Below are 16,259 nucleotides of genomic sequence, written 5' to 3'. Positions count from 1 at the left end.
CTCAGTGGCCGCCGAACAGGCCGCGCTTGCGTCGCCGGTCGACCGGTGACTGCGGTGGCTGTGCGCCCGGTGCCGCCGACGGTGGCCGGGTCGGCTCGTCGCCGAGCCCGCCGAGGCTGGACAGTTCCCGCAGCAGGGCCGCGGTGTCGGCCATCTCTCGCTGCGGCACCGGCAGCGTCGCGGTGTCCACGGCGGCAGCGTCTGCGGTGTCAACCTCCGCCGTATCGACGTCCGCCGTATCGACGTCCGCTGTATCGACGTCCGCTGGGGCGACCCCGGCTGCGGCGCCGTCACTGCCGGCCGCCTCGCTGGGCACCGGTTCATCGGACACCCGTTGCGGGACGACCTCGGAGAAGGGCTGCGGGACATCGTGCTGCGCACCGAGCCAGTCCGGCAGGCCCGACCCCTCCCGCAGGTCCAGCAGGCCCGCGGTCACCAGGCCGCCGACGACCTCACCGGCTTCGGCGACGGTGAACCCGCAGGCGTCGGCAAGGTCGACGACGGTGCGCACCGCGTCGACCTTGCACAGCAGTGCCCACTCGGCCGGGCCCAGCACGACGTCGTCGTCGACGAGTTCCTGGCTGGCCAGGACCGGGGTGGCGTCCGGGCCGCCCAGCGGCCGCAGGGCTGCGACAAGCCGGTCCCGGCGGGCTGCGGCGGTGTCGAGGATGGCCTCGAGGTCCAGGCCGCCGTCGAGTAGCGCCGCGGCCGACCCCGGCGGCTCGCCGTCGCGGAGTTCGTGACGTCGGTACGGCGCGACCAGCAGCTCGGCCAGCGACTCCGCGACCAGGTCCGCAGCCGCGTCGGCCAGCGCCGTACTGCCGATCAGCCCCGTCCGGAACAGGATCTCGTCGACGGGCAGCTCGGGGTGGGTCGTGCGCTGCAGTTCGCGGGCGTCCGCCAGCGCCTGTGGACTCAGCGAGCCGGCAGCCTGCAGCCGGGTACCCAGCGCCATCCGGCGACCTGGCCGCTCGAGCGCGACGACCCGGCCGGACTGCAGCCACAACCGGCTCTCGTCCCGCTCGTCGTCGATCAGCACCACGCACCCGGTCCAGCGCTGGCCGCCCAGTGCCCGCACGAGCCCGGCGACGTCAGGCACGGCGTCGACGACGGTCATCGGCGGGCTCCAGTCGAGAGGGACGGCGCGGTGGTGCAACGACTTCGCGACGGTCGCCGCAGTGACCTCGGTCGGGCGGTCCTGTGTGCATCGGCGGCCGGCGCCGGGGCGTTGAGGCACTGTCACCGGAACGGGTCAGGCGAACGGCCACCGGCGTCGGCGGGCAACGCCGCGCACGGCTGGACTACCCTCGCCGCAGCGGCGCGCGGCCAGCTGCGCCCCACGGTGGGAAGGACGTCCCGGTGACACCGACGCGGTTCGCGAGGGCGCCGCGATGACGACGCCGTACGCCGGCGGCCGCCGTCGCATCGACCGCGTGCTCGACCCCGGTTTCGTCGCCGGCCTCGCCGACCTGGAGCTGGCCGACCTGCGGACGCGTCGGCGGGAGGCCGAGCAGGAAGAGGCGGACCTGTCCTACCTGCGCCGCCTGTTGCACGGCCGGATCGACATCGTCACCGCGGAGCTGCGGCACCGCGATCCGGTCGCCGCCGAGGCCGCCGTGGCCGAGCACCTCGCTGACGTGCTCGCCGACGACCAGCGCTCGACCCGCGGACTCGGGCGGCATCTGAGCGTGGAACCGTCGCGGGTCGACGAGCACCGCCGCGCCGCCGAGGCGGTCGTGGCCGATCCGCTCATCTCCGACGTCACCCATCGCAGCGATGCCGAGCTCCAGTCGGCGCTGGCTCGGCTGCGCCGCCACGAGCGGGACGTGTCGACCAACCGGCACGCCGTCCAGACGGTGGTCGACGCGTTGTCGGCCGAGTTGACCCGGCGCTACCGGGACGGCTCGGCGAGCGTCGACACGCTGCTGTCCGGGCAGCGGCCGCCGAGCGGCTGACGCGGCGCGTTCACCGCTTCGGTCGCACCGTCGCGGCGCGGTGCGGGTGATCCCGTAGGTTGGCTCGATGCTGTTCAGCGCGACGACGACGATCGTCACCTGGGTCCTGTGGGCCGTCTTCTTGGTGATCAAGCTGTGGGCGTTCGTCGACTGCGTCCGCCGCCGCGACGACGCCTTCCCCGCCGCTGGTCGGCAGACCAAGGCGTTGTGGCTGGTGTTGACCGGGATCACGGCGCTGACCGGGCTGCTGCCACAGCTGACGCTGGGCATCCTCGGCATAGCGGGAGTCGTGATCGCGCTGGTGTACCTCTTCGAGGTGCGGCCCAAGCTCATCGACGTCACCCAGCGCCGTTGGTGAGGCGACCGCGGTGAGCCGCGGTCGACGGTGACGCGTCGCTGCGGCGAGGTACGACACCTGACGCCGACCGCCGGTGCGGCCCAACGTGAAGCCCGGCGCGGTCCGTGGTGACCCGCGGCCGGCCGCGGCCCTGGGGAGAGCCGACGCGGGGCACGACCGCTCCGAACCGGTTGCGGCGCGTGGACCGGTACCTGATCGCGCGGTTGGCGCCGCTGCTGCGCCGTACCGAGGCACGGCTCGTGGTGGACGTCGGGTACGGCGCGACCGCCGTCACCACCGTCGAGTTGTTCGACCGGCTGCGTACCGGTCTCGGACCGCAGCTGCGGGTGACCGGAGTCGAACTCGACCCGGCCCGCGTCGCGGCGGGTCGTCAGCTGGCCGCTCGCCGTACTGCCGGTGCTCCCCCGGATGGCTCGCTGCAGTTCGTGCACGGCGGGTTCGAGTTGCCGGTCGGCGAGGCGCCGCTGGCCGTGCGGGCCTTGAACGTGTTGCGGCAGTACGACGAAGACCGGGTCACCGCAGCCTGGCGCGGGCTGGTCGATCGGCTGGACCCCGAAGGAATCCTGGTCGAAGGCACGTGTGACGAGACCGGCCGCCGCGGCGCCTGGGTGACGGTGTACGCCGCCGACCCGCGCGGGCCCGGCGGGCAGGTGGTCCCGCGGACCCTGACGCTGGCGGCGCAGCTGCGGACGCTGAGCCGCCCTGGGGAGCTGGCCGAGCGGCTGCCGAAGGCGTTGATCCACCACAACGTGCCGGGCGAGTCGGTGCACGACCTGCTCGCCCGGCTCGACCATGCCTGGGATGCGTCGGCTCCGCAGCGGTCTTTCGGCCAACGGCAGCGGTGGCTCGCCACGATCACTGCCGTTCGTGCCCAAGGGATCAGCGTGCTCGACGGCCCGGGTCGGTGGCGGCTGGGCGAGCTGACCGTCCCGTGGTCGGTCGTGGCGCCGGCGAGCCGGCCGTCGCAGCCCGGCTGACGGCCGCTGCTGCGGCTAGCGCTTGCCCTGCGCGGCGACCGCCGCGGCAGCGGTCGCCGCGGCATCCGGGTCCAGGTAGCGGCCGCCGGCGGTGACCGGGCGCAGGTTCGTGTCCAGTTCGTACACCAGCGGGATACCGGTCGGGATGTTGAGCCCGGCGATGTCGTCGTCGGAGATCGAGTCGAGGTGTTTGACCAAGGCGCGCAACGAGTTGCCGTGCGCGGTGACCAGGACGGTGCGGCCGGTGCGCAGGTCGGGGACGACGGCGTCGTACCAGTACGGGAGCATCCGGGACACGACGTCGGCGAGACATTCGGTGGCCGGCAACAGTTCCGGCGGGAGTTCGGCGTAACGCGCGTCCGCGGTCTGCGCCCACTCGTCGTCCGGGTCGATCGGCGGCGGCGGGGTGTCGTACGAGCGGCGCCAGAGCATGAACTGCTCCTCGCCGAACTGCGCCAGCGTCTGCTTCTTGTCCTTGCCCTGCAACGCGCCGTAGTGGCGTTCGTTCAGCCGCCACGACCGGCGCACCGGGATCCACAGCCGGTCCGCGGCCTCCAGGGCGATGATCGAGGTCCGGATGGCCCGGGTCAGGACCGAGGTGTGCACGATATCCGGCCGCAGCCCGGAGCTGGCCAGCAGCGCGCCGCCGCGGGCCGCTTCCGCCTCGCCGCGGGAGTTCAGGTCGACATCCACCCAGCCGGTGAACAGGTTCTTGGCGTTCCACTCGCTCTCGCCGTGGCGGAGCAGCACGAGGGTGTACGGCGCGTCACTCATGGCGCGCATCCTGCCAGCCGGCACGGGCCCCGGTCGGCCGTGGTCAATCGTCCTGCGGTGCGACCCCAGCCCTGGGCGCCGCGTCGCCGGCGAGGTGGGTGAAGGCCTGCAGGTTCGCGGTGGATTCGCCACGGCTGGTCCGCCAGGCCCACTCACGCCGGATGGCGGTGGCGAAGCCCATCTCCAGCAACGGGTTGAACGATCCGTCGGCGTACTCCAGTACGGCGCCGAGCACTCGGTCCAACTCGTCGGCGGTGACGGCTGCCAGCGGGGTACGCCCGGCGAGGTACACGTCGCCGTGGTGGTCGAGGGCGAACGCCACGGCGTAGGTGCGGCGATTGCGCTCCAGCAGCCAGCGGTAGACCGCCTCGTGATTCTCGTCCGGACGGCGCACCACGAAGGCGTTGCTGGTCATGGCGTGCCGGCCGATGGTCAGCGCGAGCGCGGTGATCAGCTTGCGTTCCCCGGGAAGTTCGACGACGAACGCGCCAGGAGCGTCCTCGTCGAAGCGCAGCTCCTGGTCGCGCAGGTAACCCCGCACGGTCGCGGCGGCAGCCGCGGGCGTCGTCAACGGTCTCCTGCCGCCAAGTCGGCGGAGAAGTCCAGCCGGCCGGCCAGCGCCGTGGCGTAGCTGTCGAGCAGCCCGGCCGCGGTCGCCGACCAGCCGAAGTTCTCCGCGTGCAGCCGGGCACCGGCGGCCAGGCGCGCCCGGCGCGCCGGGTCGGCGAGGATCCCGGCCACGGCCGCTGCGAAATCGCGCGGGTCGTGACCGTCGACGAGTACGCCGGAGCGGCCGTCGGCGATCGCGGTCCGCAGGCCGCCCACCGCAGCGGCCACGACCGGTACGCCGCAGGCCTGCGCCTCCAGTGCGACCAGGCCGAACGACTCCGAGTGCGACGGCACGACCATGACGTCGGCAGCCCGGTAGAGGTCCACCAGCGCGTCGCGCGGCAGCGGGGGGACGTGGCGGACCAGGTCGGCCACGCCGAGGTGTGCCGCGAGCGCGCGCAAGCGTCCCGGTTCGCCGGACCCGGTACCGGAAGGCCCGCCGCAGATCAGCACGCGCAGCCGCTGCCGCCGCCACGGCTCGCGCTCGACCAGCTGCGCCGCAGCGCGGACCAGGATGTCGGGGGCCTTGAGCGCCTGCAGCCGCCCGACGAACAGCAGGACGTCCGCGTCCGGCTCGAGACCGACCCGCCGTCGGGCTGCCGCGCGGGAACCGGGGACGAAGGTCTCGAGGTCGACACCGGGGTGGACGACATCCACCCGATCCGGGTCGGCGCCGTACAACGAGATGAACTGGTCGGCCTCGTCGGAGGTGTTGGCCACCAAGCGATCCGCGGCATCGACGACGTGTTGTTCACCGACCACGCGGATCGCCGGCTCCGGGCTGTCGCCGTCGGCCAGCTGGGCGTTCTTGACCCGGGCCATCGTGTGCATCGAGTGGACCAGCGGGGTGTGCCACCGCTCCGACACCAGCCAACCGACCTGCCCGGACAGCCAGTAGTGGGAGTGGACGAGGTCGTACCACCCCTCGGGCTTGCGCGCCGCGGCGCGCAGCACGGCAGACGTCATCGCGCACAGCTGACCGGGCAGGTCCTCTTTGGGCATGCCTTCGTACGGTCCGGCGGTGAGCGTGCGGACGGTCACCCCGTCGGCCAGCTGGACCTGGGGAGGGATCTGCGAGGACGTCGCCCGGGTGAAGATCTCGACCTCGACGCCGGCGGCCGCCAGCCGCCGCGCGGTTTCCACGACGTAGACGTTCATCCCGCCGGCGTCGCCCGTGCCGGGCTGGTCGAGCGGCGACGTGTGGACCGAGAGGACGGCGACCCGGCGCGGCGTAGGCCGCGGAACCGCGAGCAGCCGCACCACCGGACCTCCTCGGCGACAGACCGTGCGATGCCGGCCGGACGGGCCGCGCGAGGTCGCCGCAGCGATTGTCCCCCAGTGCCCGCGCCGGCAATCATCCGGCCCGATCCGGATGGCCGGCCGATTGCGGTGCCACACGGCACCGCGGCGCGGTCAGTCGACGGCGATGATCGCGTACGGCTCACCGGTGACGATGTGGACGACGCGCCGCGCCACGGTCACGGCGTGGTCGGCGTAGCGCTCGTAGTACCGCGACAGCAGCGTCACGTCGATCGCCTCCTCCACCCCGTGCGACCACGAGGGGGACAGCACGATCTGGAACAGCTCACGGTGCAGGTGGTCCATGTCGTCGTCGTGACGGTTGATGTCGGCCGCCAGCTGCAGGTCCTTGGTGGCGATGACCGAGCCGGTCTTGGACACGATCGCCTCGGCGAGCGCACCCATCTGCGCGAAGGTCGCCCGCAGCTCCTGCGGGACGGCCGGCTTGGGATAGCGCAGCCGGGCCTGCTTGGCCACGTGGGCGGCGAGGTCGCCCATGCGTTCCAGCGACGAGGCCATCCGGAAGCCGCTCATGACAATCCGCAGGTCGGTGGCCACCGGCTGCTGCAGCGCGGCGATCTGGAAACACTTCTCGTCCAGTTCGCTGGTGAGGGCGTCGACGGCGTCGTCACCGACGATCACGCTCTCGGCCAGCTGCAGATCGGCATCGAGCAGGGATTGCGTCGCGCGGTTCATCGCCGAACCGACGAGCCGGGTCATCTGGACCAGCTCGTCACTGATCGCGTCGAGCTGCTCGTGGTACGACTCGCGCATCTGACCCTCCTGATCGACCGTGTGCGGTCAGCGTAGGCCGGGTTGTGCGCAGCCGCCTCGGCCGACGGTGAACGTGGAGCGACGATGGGATGAACCTCGGACCGCGAAAGTGAACCTTGGACCAACCGGCTTCGCGGCCCCTGCGCCGTGGCAGAACACGGGGGCGGGACGCTCCTATCCTGACCCGGTGGACGCGGGCCTGCTGGCGGTGCTCGCCTCCGGTGCCGGGGTGGCGGCCGGGGCGACGGTGACCGCGCTCGTGAGCCGCCACCGGTCGTCGGCCGCGGCCCCGTCGGCCGGCTCCTCCGACGTCGCGCCGACACCCCCGCCACCGGCGGGGCCCACCGGGACGACCGCCGCGGTTCGGCAATCGTCGGTGTCGGCCGAACCGAGCGGCCCTGACGAGGCCAGCGTCGACCCGCGCACGGCCGATCCGGCCACGGCCGGGAGTTCCGCCGCCGGGCACGCGACGGCTGGGCACCCCCCGGCTGGGCCCCTGACGACCGGCGTACGCCAGTCCTTCTCCGACGAGCTGGCGATGCTGCTGACGGTCCTGCCGGAGGCATCGATCGTGCTCGAGTCCGACGACCGGGTCGCGCTGTGCTCAGCACGGGCCGAGCACATGGGTCTGGTGCGACGTGGCCGGGTGGTGCACGACGAGCTGCTGACCGTCGCGGCGGCGGCCCGCCGGTCGCAGGAGGTCAAGGACGTCGAGACGACGGTACGGCGGGTACCGCTGCGGCGCGGGCTGCTGGAACTGCGCGTGCGGGCGGCGCCGCTGAGCCGGGAACTGACCGTGCTGCTCGTCCAGGACCTCACCGAGGAGCGCCGGGTCGACGCCGTACGGCGGGACTTCGTCGCCAACGTCAGCCACGAGCTGAAGACGCCGGTCGGCGCGCTGACCCTGCTGGCCGAGGCCGTGCTGACCGCCGGCGACGAGCCGCAGGCGGTACGGCGGTTCGCCACCCGGATGCAGGTCGAGTCGCAGCGGCTGTCCAATCTCGTCAACGACCTGATCGACCTGTCACGGTTGCAGGGCGACGACCCGTTGTCGCACGCGGCATTGGTCGACGTCGATCTCGTGATCGCCGAGGCGGTCGACACCACGCGGATGATCGCCGACGCCAAGCAGATCGAGATCGTGGTGGGTGGCGAGCGGGGCATCCAGGTCGACGGGGTCGAGGCGCAACTGGTGATGGCGTTACGGAACCTGCTGTCCAACGCAGTCGCCTACTCTCCCAGCGGAACTCGGGTGGCAGTCGCATCGCGCGTCGCTCGGGGGAGAGTAGAGATCGCGGTCAAGGACCAGGGCATGGGAATCCCGGCCGGCGAGGTGGACCGCATCTTCGAGCGCTTCTACCGGATCGATCCGGCACGTTCTCGCGTCACCGGGGGCACCGGCCTCGGCCTGTCGATCGTCAAGCACGTGTGTTCCAGCCACGGCGGCGACGTGGTGGTGTGGTCCGTCGAGGGCGAGGGCTCGACCTTCACGCTGCGGCTGCCCGCTGTGCCGGCTGCGGCGACGGGGTCGCCCGGGCCTGCCGGGCTGACCGAACCGGCGGAATCGGCTGTGGCGCACGGTATGACGGCTGACGTTCCGGCTGTGCCGGCGGCATCGGCGCGAACCGCCGGCTCGCCGCAACCGCTCGACCCGCCCCGTAGCAGGCGGTCCAGGCCCGGCACGGCGGCGAGCCGCCTGCCCGACGGAGAGGTCGTCTCGTGACGCGAGTCCTGGTCGTGGAGGACGAGGAGTCCTTCAGCGATGCGCTGTCGTTCATGCTGCGCAAGGAGGGATTCGAAGTAGGCGTCGCGACGACGGGTACCGCGGCGCTGGCGGAGTTCGACCGGCACGGTGCCGATCTGGTGCTGCTGGACCTGATGTTGCCGGGCCTGCCCGGCACCGAGGTCTGCCGGACGCTGCGGCAGCGCTCCAGCGTGCCGATCATCATGGTGACAGCCAAGGACGGCGAGATCGACAAGGTCGTCGGCCTCGAACTGGGCGCGGACGACTACGTCACCAAGCCCTTCTCGTCGCGCGAACTGGTGGCGCGGATCCGTGCGGTGATGCGTCGCCGCGGTGAGCCGGAGGAGGTGGTCTCCGGTGTCCTGGAGGCGGGTCCGGTGCGCATGGATGTCGAGCGGCACGTCGTCACCGTGCGCGGGACGACGACCAGCCTGCCGCTCAAGGAGTTCGACCTGCTGGAACTGTTCCTGCGCAACACCGGCCGGGTACTGACCCGCGGTCAGCTCATCGACCGCGTCTGGGGTTCGGACTACGTCGGTGACACGAAGACGTTAGATGTCCACGTGAAGCGGTTGCGCGCCAAGGTGGAGACCGATCCGGCGCGGCCGCGCCATCTGGTCACCGTCCGCGGCCTGGGATACAAGCTCGAACCGTGAGTACGCCGGTGCGCGGCACCCGTGCCCGGCGAGGAGGTGCCAGCGATGCGGTGCCGGCGATGAGCGACGCCGGTACGCCGGGGGTCAGCTGCGGGCCGCAGCCGGTGTCGGTCTGGCGGACGACGTGACCGCCGCCGGCGACGACACGGCCGCGGGGGACCGCACGGGCACCGGCGCGATGGAGCTGTACTGGCCTGTGGGGGGCACGGTGAGCACCTGCAGTTTGAGTGCTCCGGCGGCCCGGAACAGCAACGTGAGTTCGACGTACGTCGACGGTTCGAGGTCGACGTCGTAGAAGTTCACGTAGACGTTGCTGTTGTGGCCGAGCTGGATCGGAGTCCGCGGCGGCAGTTCGAGCGGTCCCTGCCCGGAGATCCAGCCCGGGGTGTCCCCGAGCCGCGCACCGACCAGCGCGTCGCCGCCCGGCCCGGCGTTGATCAGCGTGCCGGTCAACGTCGCCGAGCCGCTGCGCTCCGGTCCCAGCACGATGGTCGCCGCGGAGATCGAGACCGGGCCGGACGTGGCCTCGACGCCGTTGCCGCCGGTACCGACGTTGTTGGTCGCCGCGTTGAAGCCCTGCCAGCAGCCGGCCAGCGCGGGCACCAGCGCCACGACGGCGACGGCGCAGACGACGCCGCGGCGTACCCGGGTCCGGAGGGACCGCGTGCCGGGGTTGGCAGCGGGGGTGCAGGTCACGGCGGCACTCCTCGGTTCGTACGGCGGTGATCGTGGCGATCGGCTGGTCCGCTGGGACGGCCCCGCGCCCGCGTCAGCGTAGCGGGCCGATCCCGGCGGGGGTGGCCCGTGGCGGCCGGCTCGCGCCGCCGCCTAGCGCAGCCCGGGCGGCGGCCTCCGCCGGGCCGGTGGCCGTCTGGGACCGGCTGCTTTCCCGCGGCGATGTCGGCTAATCGTGATAACCTCGGGTTTCGCCGAAAGGGGATTGGGTTGATGACGTTCAAGGTTGGGGACACGGTCGTCTACCCGCACCACGGTGCCGCCCTCATCGAGGCGATCGAACTCCGGCAGGTCAAGGGGATCGACAAGGAGTATCTGGTCCTGCGGGTCGCCCAAGGTGACCTGACGGTTCGGGTCCCCGCCGACAACGTCGATCTGGTCGGTGTCCGGGACGTCGTGAACGCTGAAGGTCTCGACCGAGTTTTCGAGGTACTTCGCCAGCCCTACACCGAAGAGCCCACGAACTGGTCACGCCGCTACAAGGCCAACCTCGAGAAGCTGGCGTCCGGTGACGTGATCAAGGTGGCCGAGGTGGTACGCGACCTGTGGCGTCGCGAGCGGGAGCGGGGGCTGTCCGCGGGAGAGAAGCGGATGCTCGCCAAGGCCCGGCAGATTCTGGTCAGCGAACTCGCGCTCGCCGAGAAGACCAACGAAGACAAGGCCGAGGCCATCCTCGACGAGGTTCTCGCGTCCTGACCGACCTCGGTACATCCGACCGACGCCCGGCCCGCTGCAGCGGCCGGGCGTCAGTCGCGTCGGGGCGGCCGCAGGGCTGGGTTCGGCGGTGAATCCCCGGCTGACGCGGGTGCCGAGCGTCGCGGTGGAGGCGTTGCGGATTCTCATCGTCATCTTCGGCGCGGGGCTGGGGCTCGAGATCGGCCAGGCGCTCGGTGGCGAGGTCGACGACCCGGTGCTGGGACCGTTCAACGGCATCTGGCTGGGCGGCATCGTCGGCGCGGGCCTCGGCTATTCGCTCGGCGGGGTGCTGGCCCGAGCCGTACTGCAGGCGATCGACGAAGGCGAGCGCGCGCTGTCGAGGCTATCGGCGGAGCAGGTGGTCGCCGGCGGCGTCGGCGCGGTCGGCGGCGCTGCCCTCGTGGCGATCGTGGCCTGGCCGCTGTTCCTGGTGGGCGACGCCAAACTGATGCTGCCGCTGTTCGTCCTGCTGGTCCTGGTCGGCGCGATCTTCGGTTTCCGGGTGGGCCGCAACCGACGCGAAGCCGTGCTCGGGACCGTCGGACCCCGCGCCGGGATGGTGACTCCACAGCGTTCGCCGGCGACCTTGCCTCGGATCCTGGACACGTCGGTGGCGGTCGACGGCCGGATCATCGACGTGGTTCGGGCAGGTTTCGCGCAGGGCCTGCTGCTGGTCCCCCGCCCGGTGCTGGGCGAGTTGCAGGCGATGGCGGACTCGGCGGATCCGTTGCGGCGCAGCAAGGGCCGGCGCGGACTGGACGTCCTGGAGACGTTGCGGCACGAGCCGGGAGTCGAGCTGCGGATCATCCCCGACGAGGCGCCAGGCGTGGCCGAGGTCGACGGCAAGCTGGTCCGGATCTGCCTGGACCGCGACGCCGCGCTGCTGACCTTCGATACCAACCTGGCGAAGGTCGCCGCGCTGGCCGGCGCGCACGTGCTGAACCTGCATCGGCTGGCGGTGTCGCTGCGCCCGCCGGTCGTGGTCGGCGACGAGGTGGTGGTCGTGGTGAGCAGGCCGGGTCGGGAGGCCGGGCAGGGCGTGGCGTACCTCGACGACGGCACGATGGTCGTCGTGGAAGGCGGCCGGTCCCTGGTCGGTGGGGAGGCGAACGTGACGGTGACCAGCGTGCTGACCACCGCGAACGGCCGGATGGTGTTCGCCCGCCCGGCTGCCGCGCCGTACGCCGGTCACGAAGCGGGCCCGGCGGCGGGCCCGGCGACTCCCGGGCCGAGGCCGACAACGCACGAGCCGGGGCCGGCCGGCCCGACAACGCACGAGCCGGGGCCATGAGCGCCGGGGACGTGGGCGCCGGGGGCGTGAGCGCAGGAGACCGGGGCGCGGGAGACGTGAGCCCCGCCGGCCCGCGCACGGCCGGCCGGGAGGGTCGTACCGCGGCTGTGGTCCCGGCGGCCGGCCGCGGTGAGCGCCTCGGCCCGGGAACCCCCAAGGCGCTGCGGCCGCTGGGGGGCGTCCCGATGCTGGTCCACGCGGTCCGGCTGCTGGCGGCGGCGCGGTCGGTGGATCTCATCGTCGTTGCCGCGCCTCGTGACGATGTCGAGGCGGTCGCGGTCCTGTTGGCCGACCACGGGGTAGGCGCGGGTAGCGCCACGCACGTCGAGGTCGTCCCCGGTGGGGACGACCGGCAATCGTCGGTCGGCCGCGCACTGCTGGCATTGCCCGCCGACGTCGACGTGGTCCTCGTCCACGACGCTGCCCGGCCGCTGGCCCCGGTGGAACTGGTCGACCAGGTCGCCGCGGCGGTCCGCGACGGCGCGCCGGCCGTCGTGCCCGGTCTGGCGGTGACCGACACCATCAAGGAGGTCGACGGGGCCGGCCGCGTCGTGGCCACGCCGGTCCGGGCGGCGCTGCGGGCCGTCCAGACGCCGCAGGGCTTCCGCCGGGCGGTGCTGCAGGCCGCCCATGCCGCGACCACCGCCGACGCCGTTGCCGATACCGACGATGCCGGTCTTGTCGAGCGCAACGGGGGGACCGTGCTGGTGATCGCCGGCCACGCCGACGCGTTCAAAGTGACCCGGCCGCTCGACCTCGTGCTCGCCGAGGCCGTCCTGGCCCGTCGACGGGCGGCCGGCGTTGTCGGCTGAGCTGCCGGCCGAGCCGTCGGCCGAGACCGGGTCTGACCGGCCGGCCGATGTGCCGGCCTGGTCGCCGGCGGAATTGCCGGCCGCGTTGCCGGCGGTCGGCGTCGGAGTCGACGTCCACGCCTTCGCCGCGGACCGGCCGCTGTGGGTGGCCGGGCTGCTGTGGCCGGGTGAGCCGGGTCTGGCCGGGCACTCCGACGGTGACGTCGCCGCGCACGCGGCCTGCGACGCGTTGCTATCCGCCGCCGGCCTGGGAGACCTCGGCTCGGTGTTCGGCACCACCGATCCGCGGTGGGCCGACGCCGCCGGTGTCGTCCTGCTGGCCGAGGCCGCCCGGCTGGTTCGTGAGGCCGGCTGGCGGATCGGCAACGTCGCGGTCCAGGTGATCGGAGTCCGCCCCCGCGTCGCCGCTCGCCGCGACGCGGCGCAGGCGGCGTTGTCGGATGCCTGTGGCGCGCCGGTGCGCGTCGCAGGCACGACCAGCGACGGGCTGGGGCTGACCGGCCGGGGCGAGGGGCTGGCCGCCGTCGCGACGGCATTGATCGTGCCTGCCGCCGGTTAGGCTCCCCGCCGTGAGCCTGCGCCTGTACGACACCGCCGCACGCGCGGTCCGCGTGTTCACCCCGATCGCGCCACCGACCGTCACGATGTACGTCTGCGGGCCCACGGTGCAGGCAGCTCCGCACATCGGCCACCTGCGCACCGGCGTCGTCTTCGACGTCCTGCGGCGGTGGCTGATCGCCAGCGGGTACGACGTGGTGCTGTGCCGCAACGTGACCGACATCGACGACAAGATCCTGGCGCGGGGCGCGGCGCAGGGCCGGCCGTGGTGGGCGGTGGCCGCGCAGTACGAACGGGCGTTCGCCGCAGCGCACGACCTGCTCGGCTGCCTGCCGCCGACGGTCGAGCCGCGCGCCACCGGCCACGTGACCCAGATGGTCGACCTCATCGAGCGCCTCATCGCAGCCGGTGCGGCGTACCCGGTCGGCGGCGACGTCTACTTCGACGTCCGGTCCTTCCCGCAGTACGGCGCGCTGTCCGGCCAACGACCGGACGACATGCATCCGGCCGCGGACTCTCCGCACGAATCCCGCAAGCGTGACCCTCGCGACTTCGCGCTGTGGAAGGGCGCCAAGCCGGGCGAGCCGTCCTGGCCGACGCCCTGGGGGCCGGGCCGGCCCGGCTGGCATCTGGAGTGCTCGGCGATGGCCACGACGTACCTGGGCCCGGTGTTCGACATCCACGGCGGCGGCCTGGATCTGGTCTTCCCCCACCACGAGAACGAACTCGCGCAGTCGTGCTCGGTCGGTGACGGTTTCGCCCGGTACTGGCTGCACGCGGCCTGGCTGACACAGGCGGGCGAGAAGATGAGCAAGTCGCTGGGCAACACCCTGGCGCTGTCGACGCTGCTCGAGCGGGTCCGCCCGGTGGAGTTGCGCTACTACCTGGCCAGCGCGCACTACCGGTCGCTGCTGGAGTTCTCCGTCGACGCGCTGGAGGAGGCGGCGGCCGGCTACCGGCGGCTGGAAGGCTTCCTGCGGCGCGGCACCGCCGCGCTGGGCGACTCGGCCGCCACTGCGGTGGGCGGCTCGGCCGCGCTGGATGACTCGGCCGCGAGAGCACTGGGTGACTCGGCCGCCCCGGCATCGGGCGGTCACGGCCGGCCGGCGGCGTTCGACGCTGCACTGGACGACGACCTCGCCGTCCCGCAGGCGCTGGCGGTGCTGCACGAGACGGTACGCCGGGGCAACGCGGCGCTGGACGCCGGCGACCGCGTCACGCTGCACTCCACGGTCGCCGAGGTAACTGCGATGGCGGCGGTCCTCGGGATCGATCCGGGGCCGGCCGGGTCCGGCCGCGGCGACGACGCGCGTACCCACCGCGCGTTGGACGTGCTGGTCGACCTGGTCCTCGAGCAGCGCGCTGATGCCCGGGCGCGCAAGGACTTCGCGACCGCCGACCTGATTCGCGACCGGCTGCACGAGGCCGGTGTCACCGTGGAGGACGCGCCGGGTGGTTCGCGCTGGACGCTGGCCGGGGAGGGCTGATGGCCGGGAACTCCCAGCGCAAGGGAGCGATGCGCAAGGCCGGCACCAAGAAGGGCCAGGTCGTCGGTTCGGGCGGCCAGCGCCGTCGCGGCCTGGAGCCGAAGGGCCCGACGCCCAAGGCGACCGAGCGCGAGAAGCATCCCGCCGCCCGGCGGGCTCGCGCCGCCGACCAGCGCGCCGGTTCCGGGTCCGGACGGCCCGCTCGCGCGCCGGGCAGCGCGACCGCGCCGGCCCGCCCCGCCAAGGACGGGCCGGAACTCGTCGTCGGACGCAACGCCGTCGTGGAGGCGTTGCGGGCGCAGGTGCCGGCCACGACGTTGTATGTCCAGCAGTACGTCGACACCGACGACCGGATCCGCGAATCGTTGGCGGCGGCCGCCGACCGCGGCATCGCGCTCCTGGAGGTCGGCAGGTCCGAGCTGGACCGGATCGCCGGCCGGGCGGTGCACCAGGGCCTGGCGCTGCGGGTACCGCCGTACTCGTACGCCGACCTCGACGACCTGCTCGCCGGGGCAGGCTCGGCCCGGCAGGAACCGCTGCTCGTCGCGCTCGACGCGGTGACCGATCCGCGCAACCTCGGCGCGGTGATCCGTTCGGCGGCAGCGTTCGGTGCGCACGGCGTCGTCGTACCGGCGCGGCGGGCCGCCGGTGTCAGCGCGGCGGCGTGGAAGACCTCCGCCGGCGCCGCGGCGCGCGTCCCGGTCGCCCGCGTCGTCAACCTCACGCGAGCGCTGGTCTCGTTGCAGCGCAGCGGTTTCACCGTTGTCGGACTGGCTGCTGGGGGAGCCAGCAGCTGGGACGACCTGGACCGTGAGGTGTTGGCCGGCCCGGTCGTGCTGGTCGTCGGCAGCGAGGGCGCGGGACTGTCGCGCCTGGTGGCGCAGACCTGTGACCTGCTCGCGTCGATTCCGATGACGGCGGCCACCGAGTCGCTCAATGCCTCGGTCGCTGCCGGGATCGCGCTGCACGAGGTCGCCCGCGCCCGCCGTACCGACGCAGCCCCCCACCGCGACTAACCCCCGGCCGGCCAGTACCCGGCGGGCTACCACTACTACCCGGCCGGCTACTACCCGGGCGACCGGCTTACTACTACCCCGGCGGCCGGCTTACTACTACCCCGGCGGCCGGCTTTGCGCGCCGTACTGTCGCTATCAGGCGGCGAATCGGAGGGTTAGCAACCAGAAGGCGCGCAACAGCGACGCGACGCACGGCGACTCGGAGTTTCTCGCTGCGCGCGCCGTGGCGTCGCTATCGGCGGGGACGGGCCCAAACCCCTCGGCTTTGCGCGCCATAGCGTCGCTATCGGGCGGCGAATCGGCCGAGATAGCGACGACAAGGCGCGCAACACCGGGCCCGACGTACGGCAACACCGGACCCGACGTACGGCGACGCCGGACCGGCCGTACGGCACCGCAACACCGGACCCGACGTACGACAGCACCGGACCCGACGTACGACAACACCGGACCCGACGTACGGCACCGCCGGGACTGACGTATGTCGCCGGACCCCGACGTACGGCGACCCGGATGTG

Annotated in this window: 17 protein-coding genes; 11 read left to right on the top strand and 6 right to left on the bottom strand. The window is 73.0% G+C overall.

The window, feature by feature from the left end:
* Nucleotide 1 precedes the first annotated feature (1 nt).
* Nucleotides 2-1,117, bottom strand: a complete 1,116-nt coding sequence (locus tag EPO13_03030; protein TAK69974.1) for a hypothetical protein — start codon at nucleotides 1,115-1,117, stop codon at nucleotides 2-4.
* 274 nt (nucleotides 1,118-1,391) lie between these two features.
* Here EPO13_03030 and EPO13_03025 point away from each other — a divergent pair, with 274 nt between their 5' ends.
* From EPO13_03025 to EPO13_03015, 3 genes are all read left to right on the top strand, one after another.
* Nucleotides 1,392-1,955 (top strand): aerial mycelium formation protein, encoded by a 564-nt coding sequence (locus tag EPO13_03025; GenBank protein TAK69973.1) that lies wholly within the window; start codon nucleotides 1,392-1,394, stop codon nucleotides 1,953-1,955.
* A gap of 67 nt (nucleotides 1,956-2,022) precedes the next feature.
* Nucleotides 2,023-2,313 (top strand): DUF2516 family protein, encoded by a 291-nt coding sequence (locus EPO13_03020; GenBank protein TAK69972.1) that lies wholly within the window; start codon nucleotides 2,023-2,025, stop codon nucleotides 2,311-2,313.
* A gap of 107 nt (nucleotides 2,314-2,420) precedes the next feature.
* Nucleotides 2,421-3,290 (top strand): class I SAM-dependent methyltransferase, encoded by an 870-nt coding sequence (locus EPO13_03015; GenBank protein ID TAK70429.1) that lies wholly within the window; start codon nucleotides 2,421-2,423, stop codon nucleotides 3,288-3,290.
* A 15-nt stretch (nucleotides 3,291-3,305) separates the two neighbouring features.
* Here EPO13_03015 and EPO13_03010 read toward each other — a convergent pair whose 3' ends face one another.
* From EPO13_03010 to phoU, 4 genes are all read right to left on the bottom strand, one after another.
* Nucleotides 3,306-4,064 (bottom strand): phosphoglyceromutase, encoded by a 759-nt coding sequence (locus EPO13_03010; GenBank protein ID TAK69971.1) that lies wholly within the window; start codon nucleotides 4,062-4,064, stop codon nucleotides 3,306-3,308.
* 43 nt (nucleotides 4,065-4,107) lie between these two features.
* Nucleotides 4,108-4,635 carry a YbjN domain-containing protein gene (locus tag EPO13_03005; GenBank protein ID TAK69970.1) on the bottom strand — a complete coding sequence of 176 codons (528 nt, stop codon included), beginning with the start codon at nucleotides 4,633-4,635 and terminating at the stop codon, nucleotides 4,108-4,110.
* A complete protein-coding gene (gene mshA / locus EPO13_03000) occupies nucleotides 4,632-5,933 on the bottom strand; it encodes a D-inositol-3-phosphate glycosyltransferase (GenBank protein ID TAK70428.1) in 1,302 nt (433 codons plus the stop codon). Before mshA ends, EPO13_03005 begins: the two co-directional genes overlap by 4 nt.
* Nucleotides 5,934-6,086: 153 nt before the next feature.
* The gene (gene phoU / locus EPO13_02995) at nucleotides 6,087-6,746 is read right to left on the bottom strand and encodes a phosphate signaling complex protein PhoU (GenBank protein ID TAK69969.1); all 660 of its coding nucleotides are present in this window, start codon (nucleotides 6,744-6,746) and stop codon (nucleotides 6,087-6,089) included.
* A 187-nt stretch (nucleotides 6,747-6,933) separates the two neighbouring features.
* Here phoU and EPO13_02990 point away from each other — a divergent pair, with 187 nt between their 5' ends.
* Both EPO13_02990 and EPO13_02985 read left to right on the top strand, forming a co-directional pair.
* The gene (locus tag EPO13_02990) at nucleotides 6,934-8,469 is read left to right on the top strand and encodes a two-component sensor histidine kinase (protein ID TAK69968.1); all 1,536 of its coding nucleotides are present in this window, start codon (nucleotides 6,934-6,936) and stop codon (nucleotides 8,467-8,469) included.
* On the top strand, nucleotides 8,466-9,146 hold the full coding sequence (locus EPO13_02985; protein TAK69967.1) for a response regulator transcription factor: 681 nt from the start codon (nucleotides 8,466-8,468) through the stop codon (nucleotides 9,144-9,146). Before EPO13_02990 ends, EPO13_02985 begins: the two co-directional genes overlap by 4 nt.
* Nucleotides 9,147-9,230: 84 nt before the next feature.
* Here the strand turns inward: EPO13_02985 and EPO13_02980 are convergent, their stop codons facing one another.
* Nucleotides 9,231-9,842: a hypothetical protein gene (locus tag EPO13_02980; protein TAK69966.1), complete on the bottom strand. Its 612-nt coding sequence runs from the start codon at nucleotides 9,840-9,842 to the stop codon at nucleotides 9,231-9,233.
* Nucleotides 9,843-10,094: 252 nt separating this feature from the next.
* Here EPO13_02980 and EPO13_02975 point away from each other — a divergent pair, with 252 nt between their 5' ends.
* The 6 genes from EPO13_02975 to rlmB all read left to right on the top strand — a co-directional run bounded on the left by EPO13_02975 (nucleotide 10,095) and on the right by rlmB (nucleotide 15,741).
* Complete coding sequence (locus EPO13_02975) at nucleotides 10,095-10,577, top strand: CarD family transcriptional regulator (GenBank protein ID TAK69965.1); 483 nt, start codon at nucleotides 10,095-10,097, stop codon at nucleotides 10,575-10,577.
* An 88-nt stretch (nucleotides 10,578-10,665) separates the two neighbouring features.
* Nucleotides 10,666-11,868, top strand: a complete 1,203-nt coding sequence (locus EPO13_02970) for a TRAM domain-containing protein (protein TAK69964.1) — start codon at nucleotides 10,666-10,668, stop codon at nucleotides 11,866-11,868.
* Entirely contained in the window at nucleotides 11,865-12,680 is an 816-nt protein-coding gene (locus tag EPO13_02965; GenBank protein TAK69963.1) for a 2-C-methyl-D-erythritol 4-phosphate cytidylyltransferase, read from the top strand. Before EPO13_02970 ends, EPO13_02965 begins: the two co-directional genes overlap by 4 nt.
* 49 nt (nucleotides 12,681-12,729) lie before the next feature.
* The gene (locus tag EPO13_02960; GenBank protein ID TAK70427.1) at nucleotides 12,730-13,239 is read left to right on the top strand and encodes a 2-C-methyl-D-erythritol 2,4-cyclodiphosphate synthase; all 510 of its coding nucleotides are present in this window, start codon (nucleotides 12,730-12,732) and stop codon (nucleotides 13,237-13,239) included.
* A gap of 10 nt (nucleotides 13,240-13,249) precedes the next feature.
* Nucleotides 13,250-14,725 carry a cysteine--tRNA ligase gene (locus EPO13_02955; GenBank protein TAK69962.1) on the top strand — a complete coding sequence of 492 codons (1,476 nt, stop codon included), beginning with the start codon at nucleotides 13,250-13,252 and terminating at the stop codon, nucleotides 14,723-14,725.
* Complete coding sequence (rlmB, locus tag EPO13_02950; protein ID TAK69961.1) at nucleotides 14,725-15,741, top strand: 23S rRNA (guanosine(2251)-2'-O)-methyltransferase RlmB; 1,017 nt, start codon at nucleotides 14,725-14,727, stop codon at nucleotides 15,739-15,741. The genes EPO13_02955 and rlmB overlap by 1 nt, the downstream gene beginning before the upstream one ends.
* The last annotated feature ends 518 nt before the right edge of the window (nucleotides 15,742-16,259 follow it).

It is taken from the genome of Actinomycetota bacterium (assembly GCA_004297305.1).
GTDB lineage: Bacteria > Actinomycetota > Actinomycetes > S36-B12 > FW305-bin1 > FW305-bin1.
Note: the sequence above shows the minus strand (reverse complement) of the source record. Positions and strands in the feature narration are given on the sequence as shown.

Coding starts and splice junctions, on each gene's coding strand:
- EPO13_03025 (TAK69973.1), top strand. CDS start 1,392: ATGACGACGCCGTACGCCGGCGGCCGCCGTCGCATCGACCGCGTGCTC.
- EPO13_03020 (TAK69972.1), top strand. CDS start 2,023: ATGCTGTTCAGCGCGACGACGACGATCGTCACCTGGGTCCTGTGGGCC.
- phoU (TAK69969.1), bottom strand. CDS start 6,746: ATGCGCGAGTCGTACCACGAGCAGCTCGACGCGATCAGTGACGAGCTG.
- EPO13_03010 (TAK69971.1), bottom strand. CDS start 4,064: ATGAGTGACGCGCCGTACACCCTCGTGCTGCTCCGCCACGGCGAGAGC.
- EPO13_03030 (TAK69974.1), bottom strand. CDS start 1,117: ATGACCGTCGTCGACGCCGTGCCTGACGTCGCCGGGCTCGTGCGGGCA.
- EPO13_02975 (TAK69965.1), top strand. CDS start 10,095: ATGACGTTCAAGGTTGGGGACACGGTCGTCTACCCGCACCACGGTGCC.
- EPO13_02965 (TAK69963.1), top strand. CDS start 11,865: ATGAGCGCCGGGGACGTGGGCGCCGGGGGCGTGAGCGCAGGAGACCGG.
- rlmB (TAK69961.1), top strand. CDS start 14,725: ATGGCCGGGAACTCCCAGCGCAAGGGAGCGATGCGCAAGGCCGGCACC.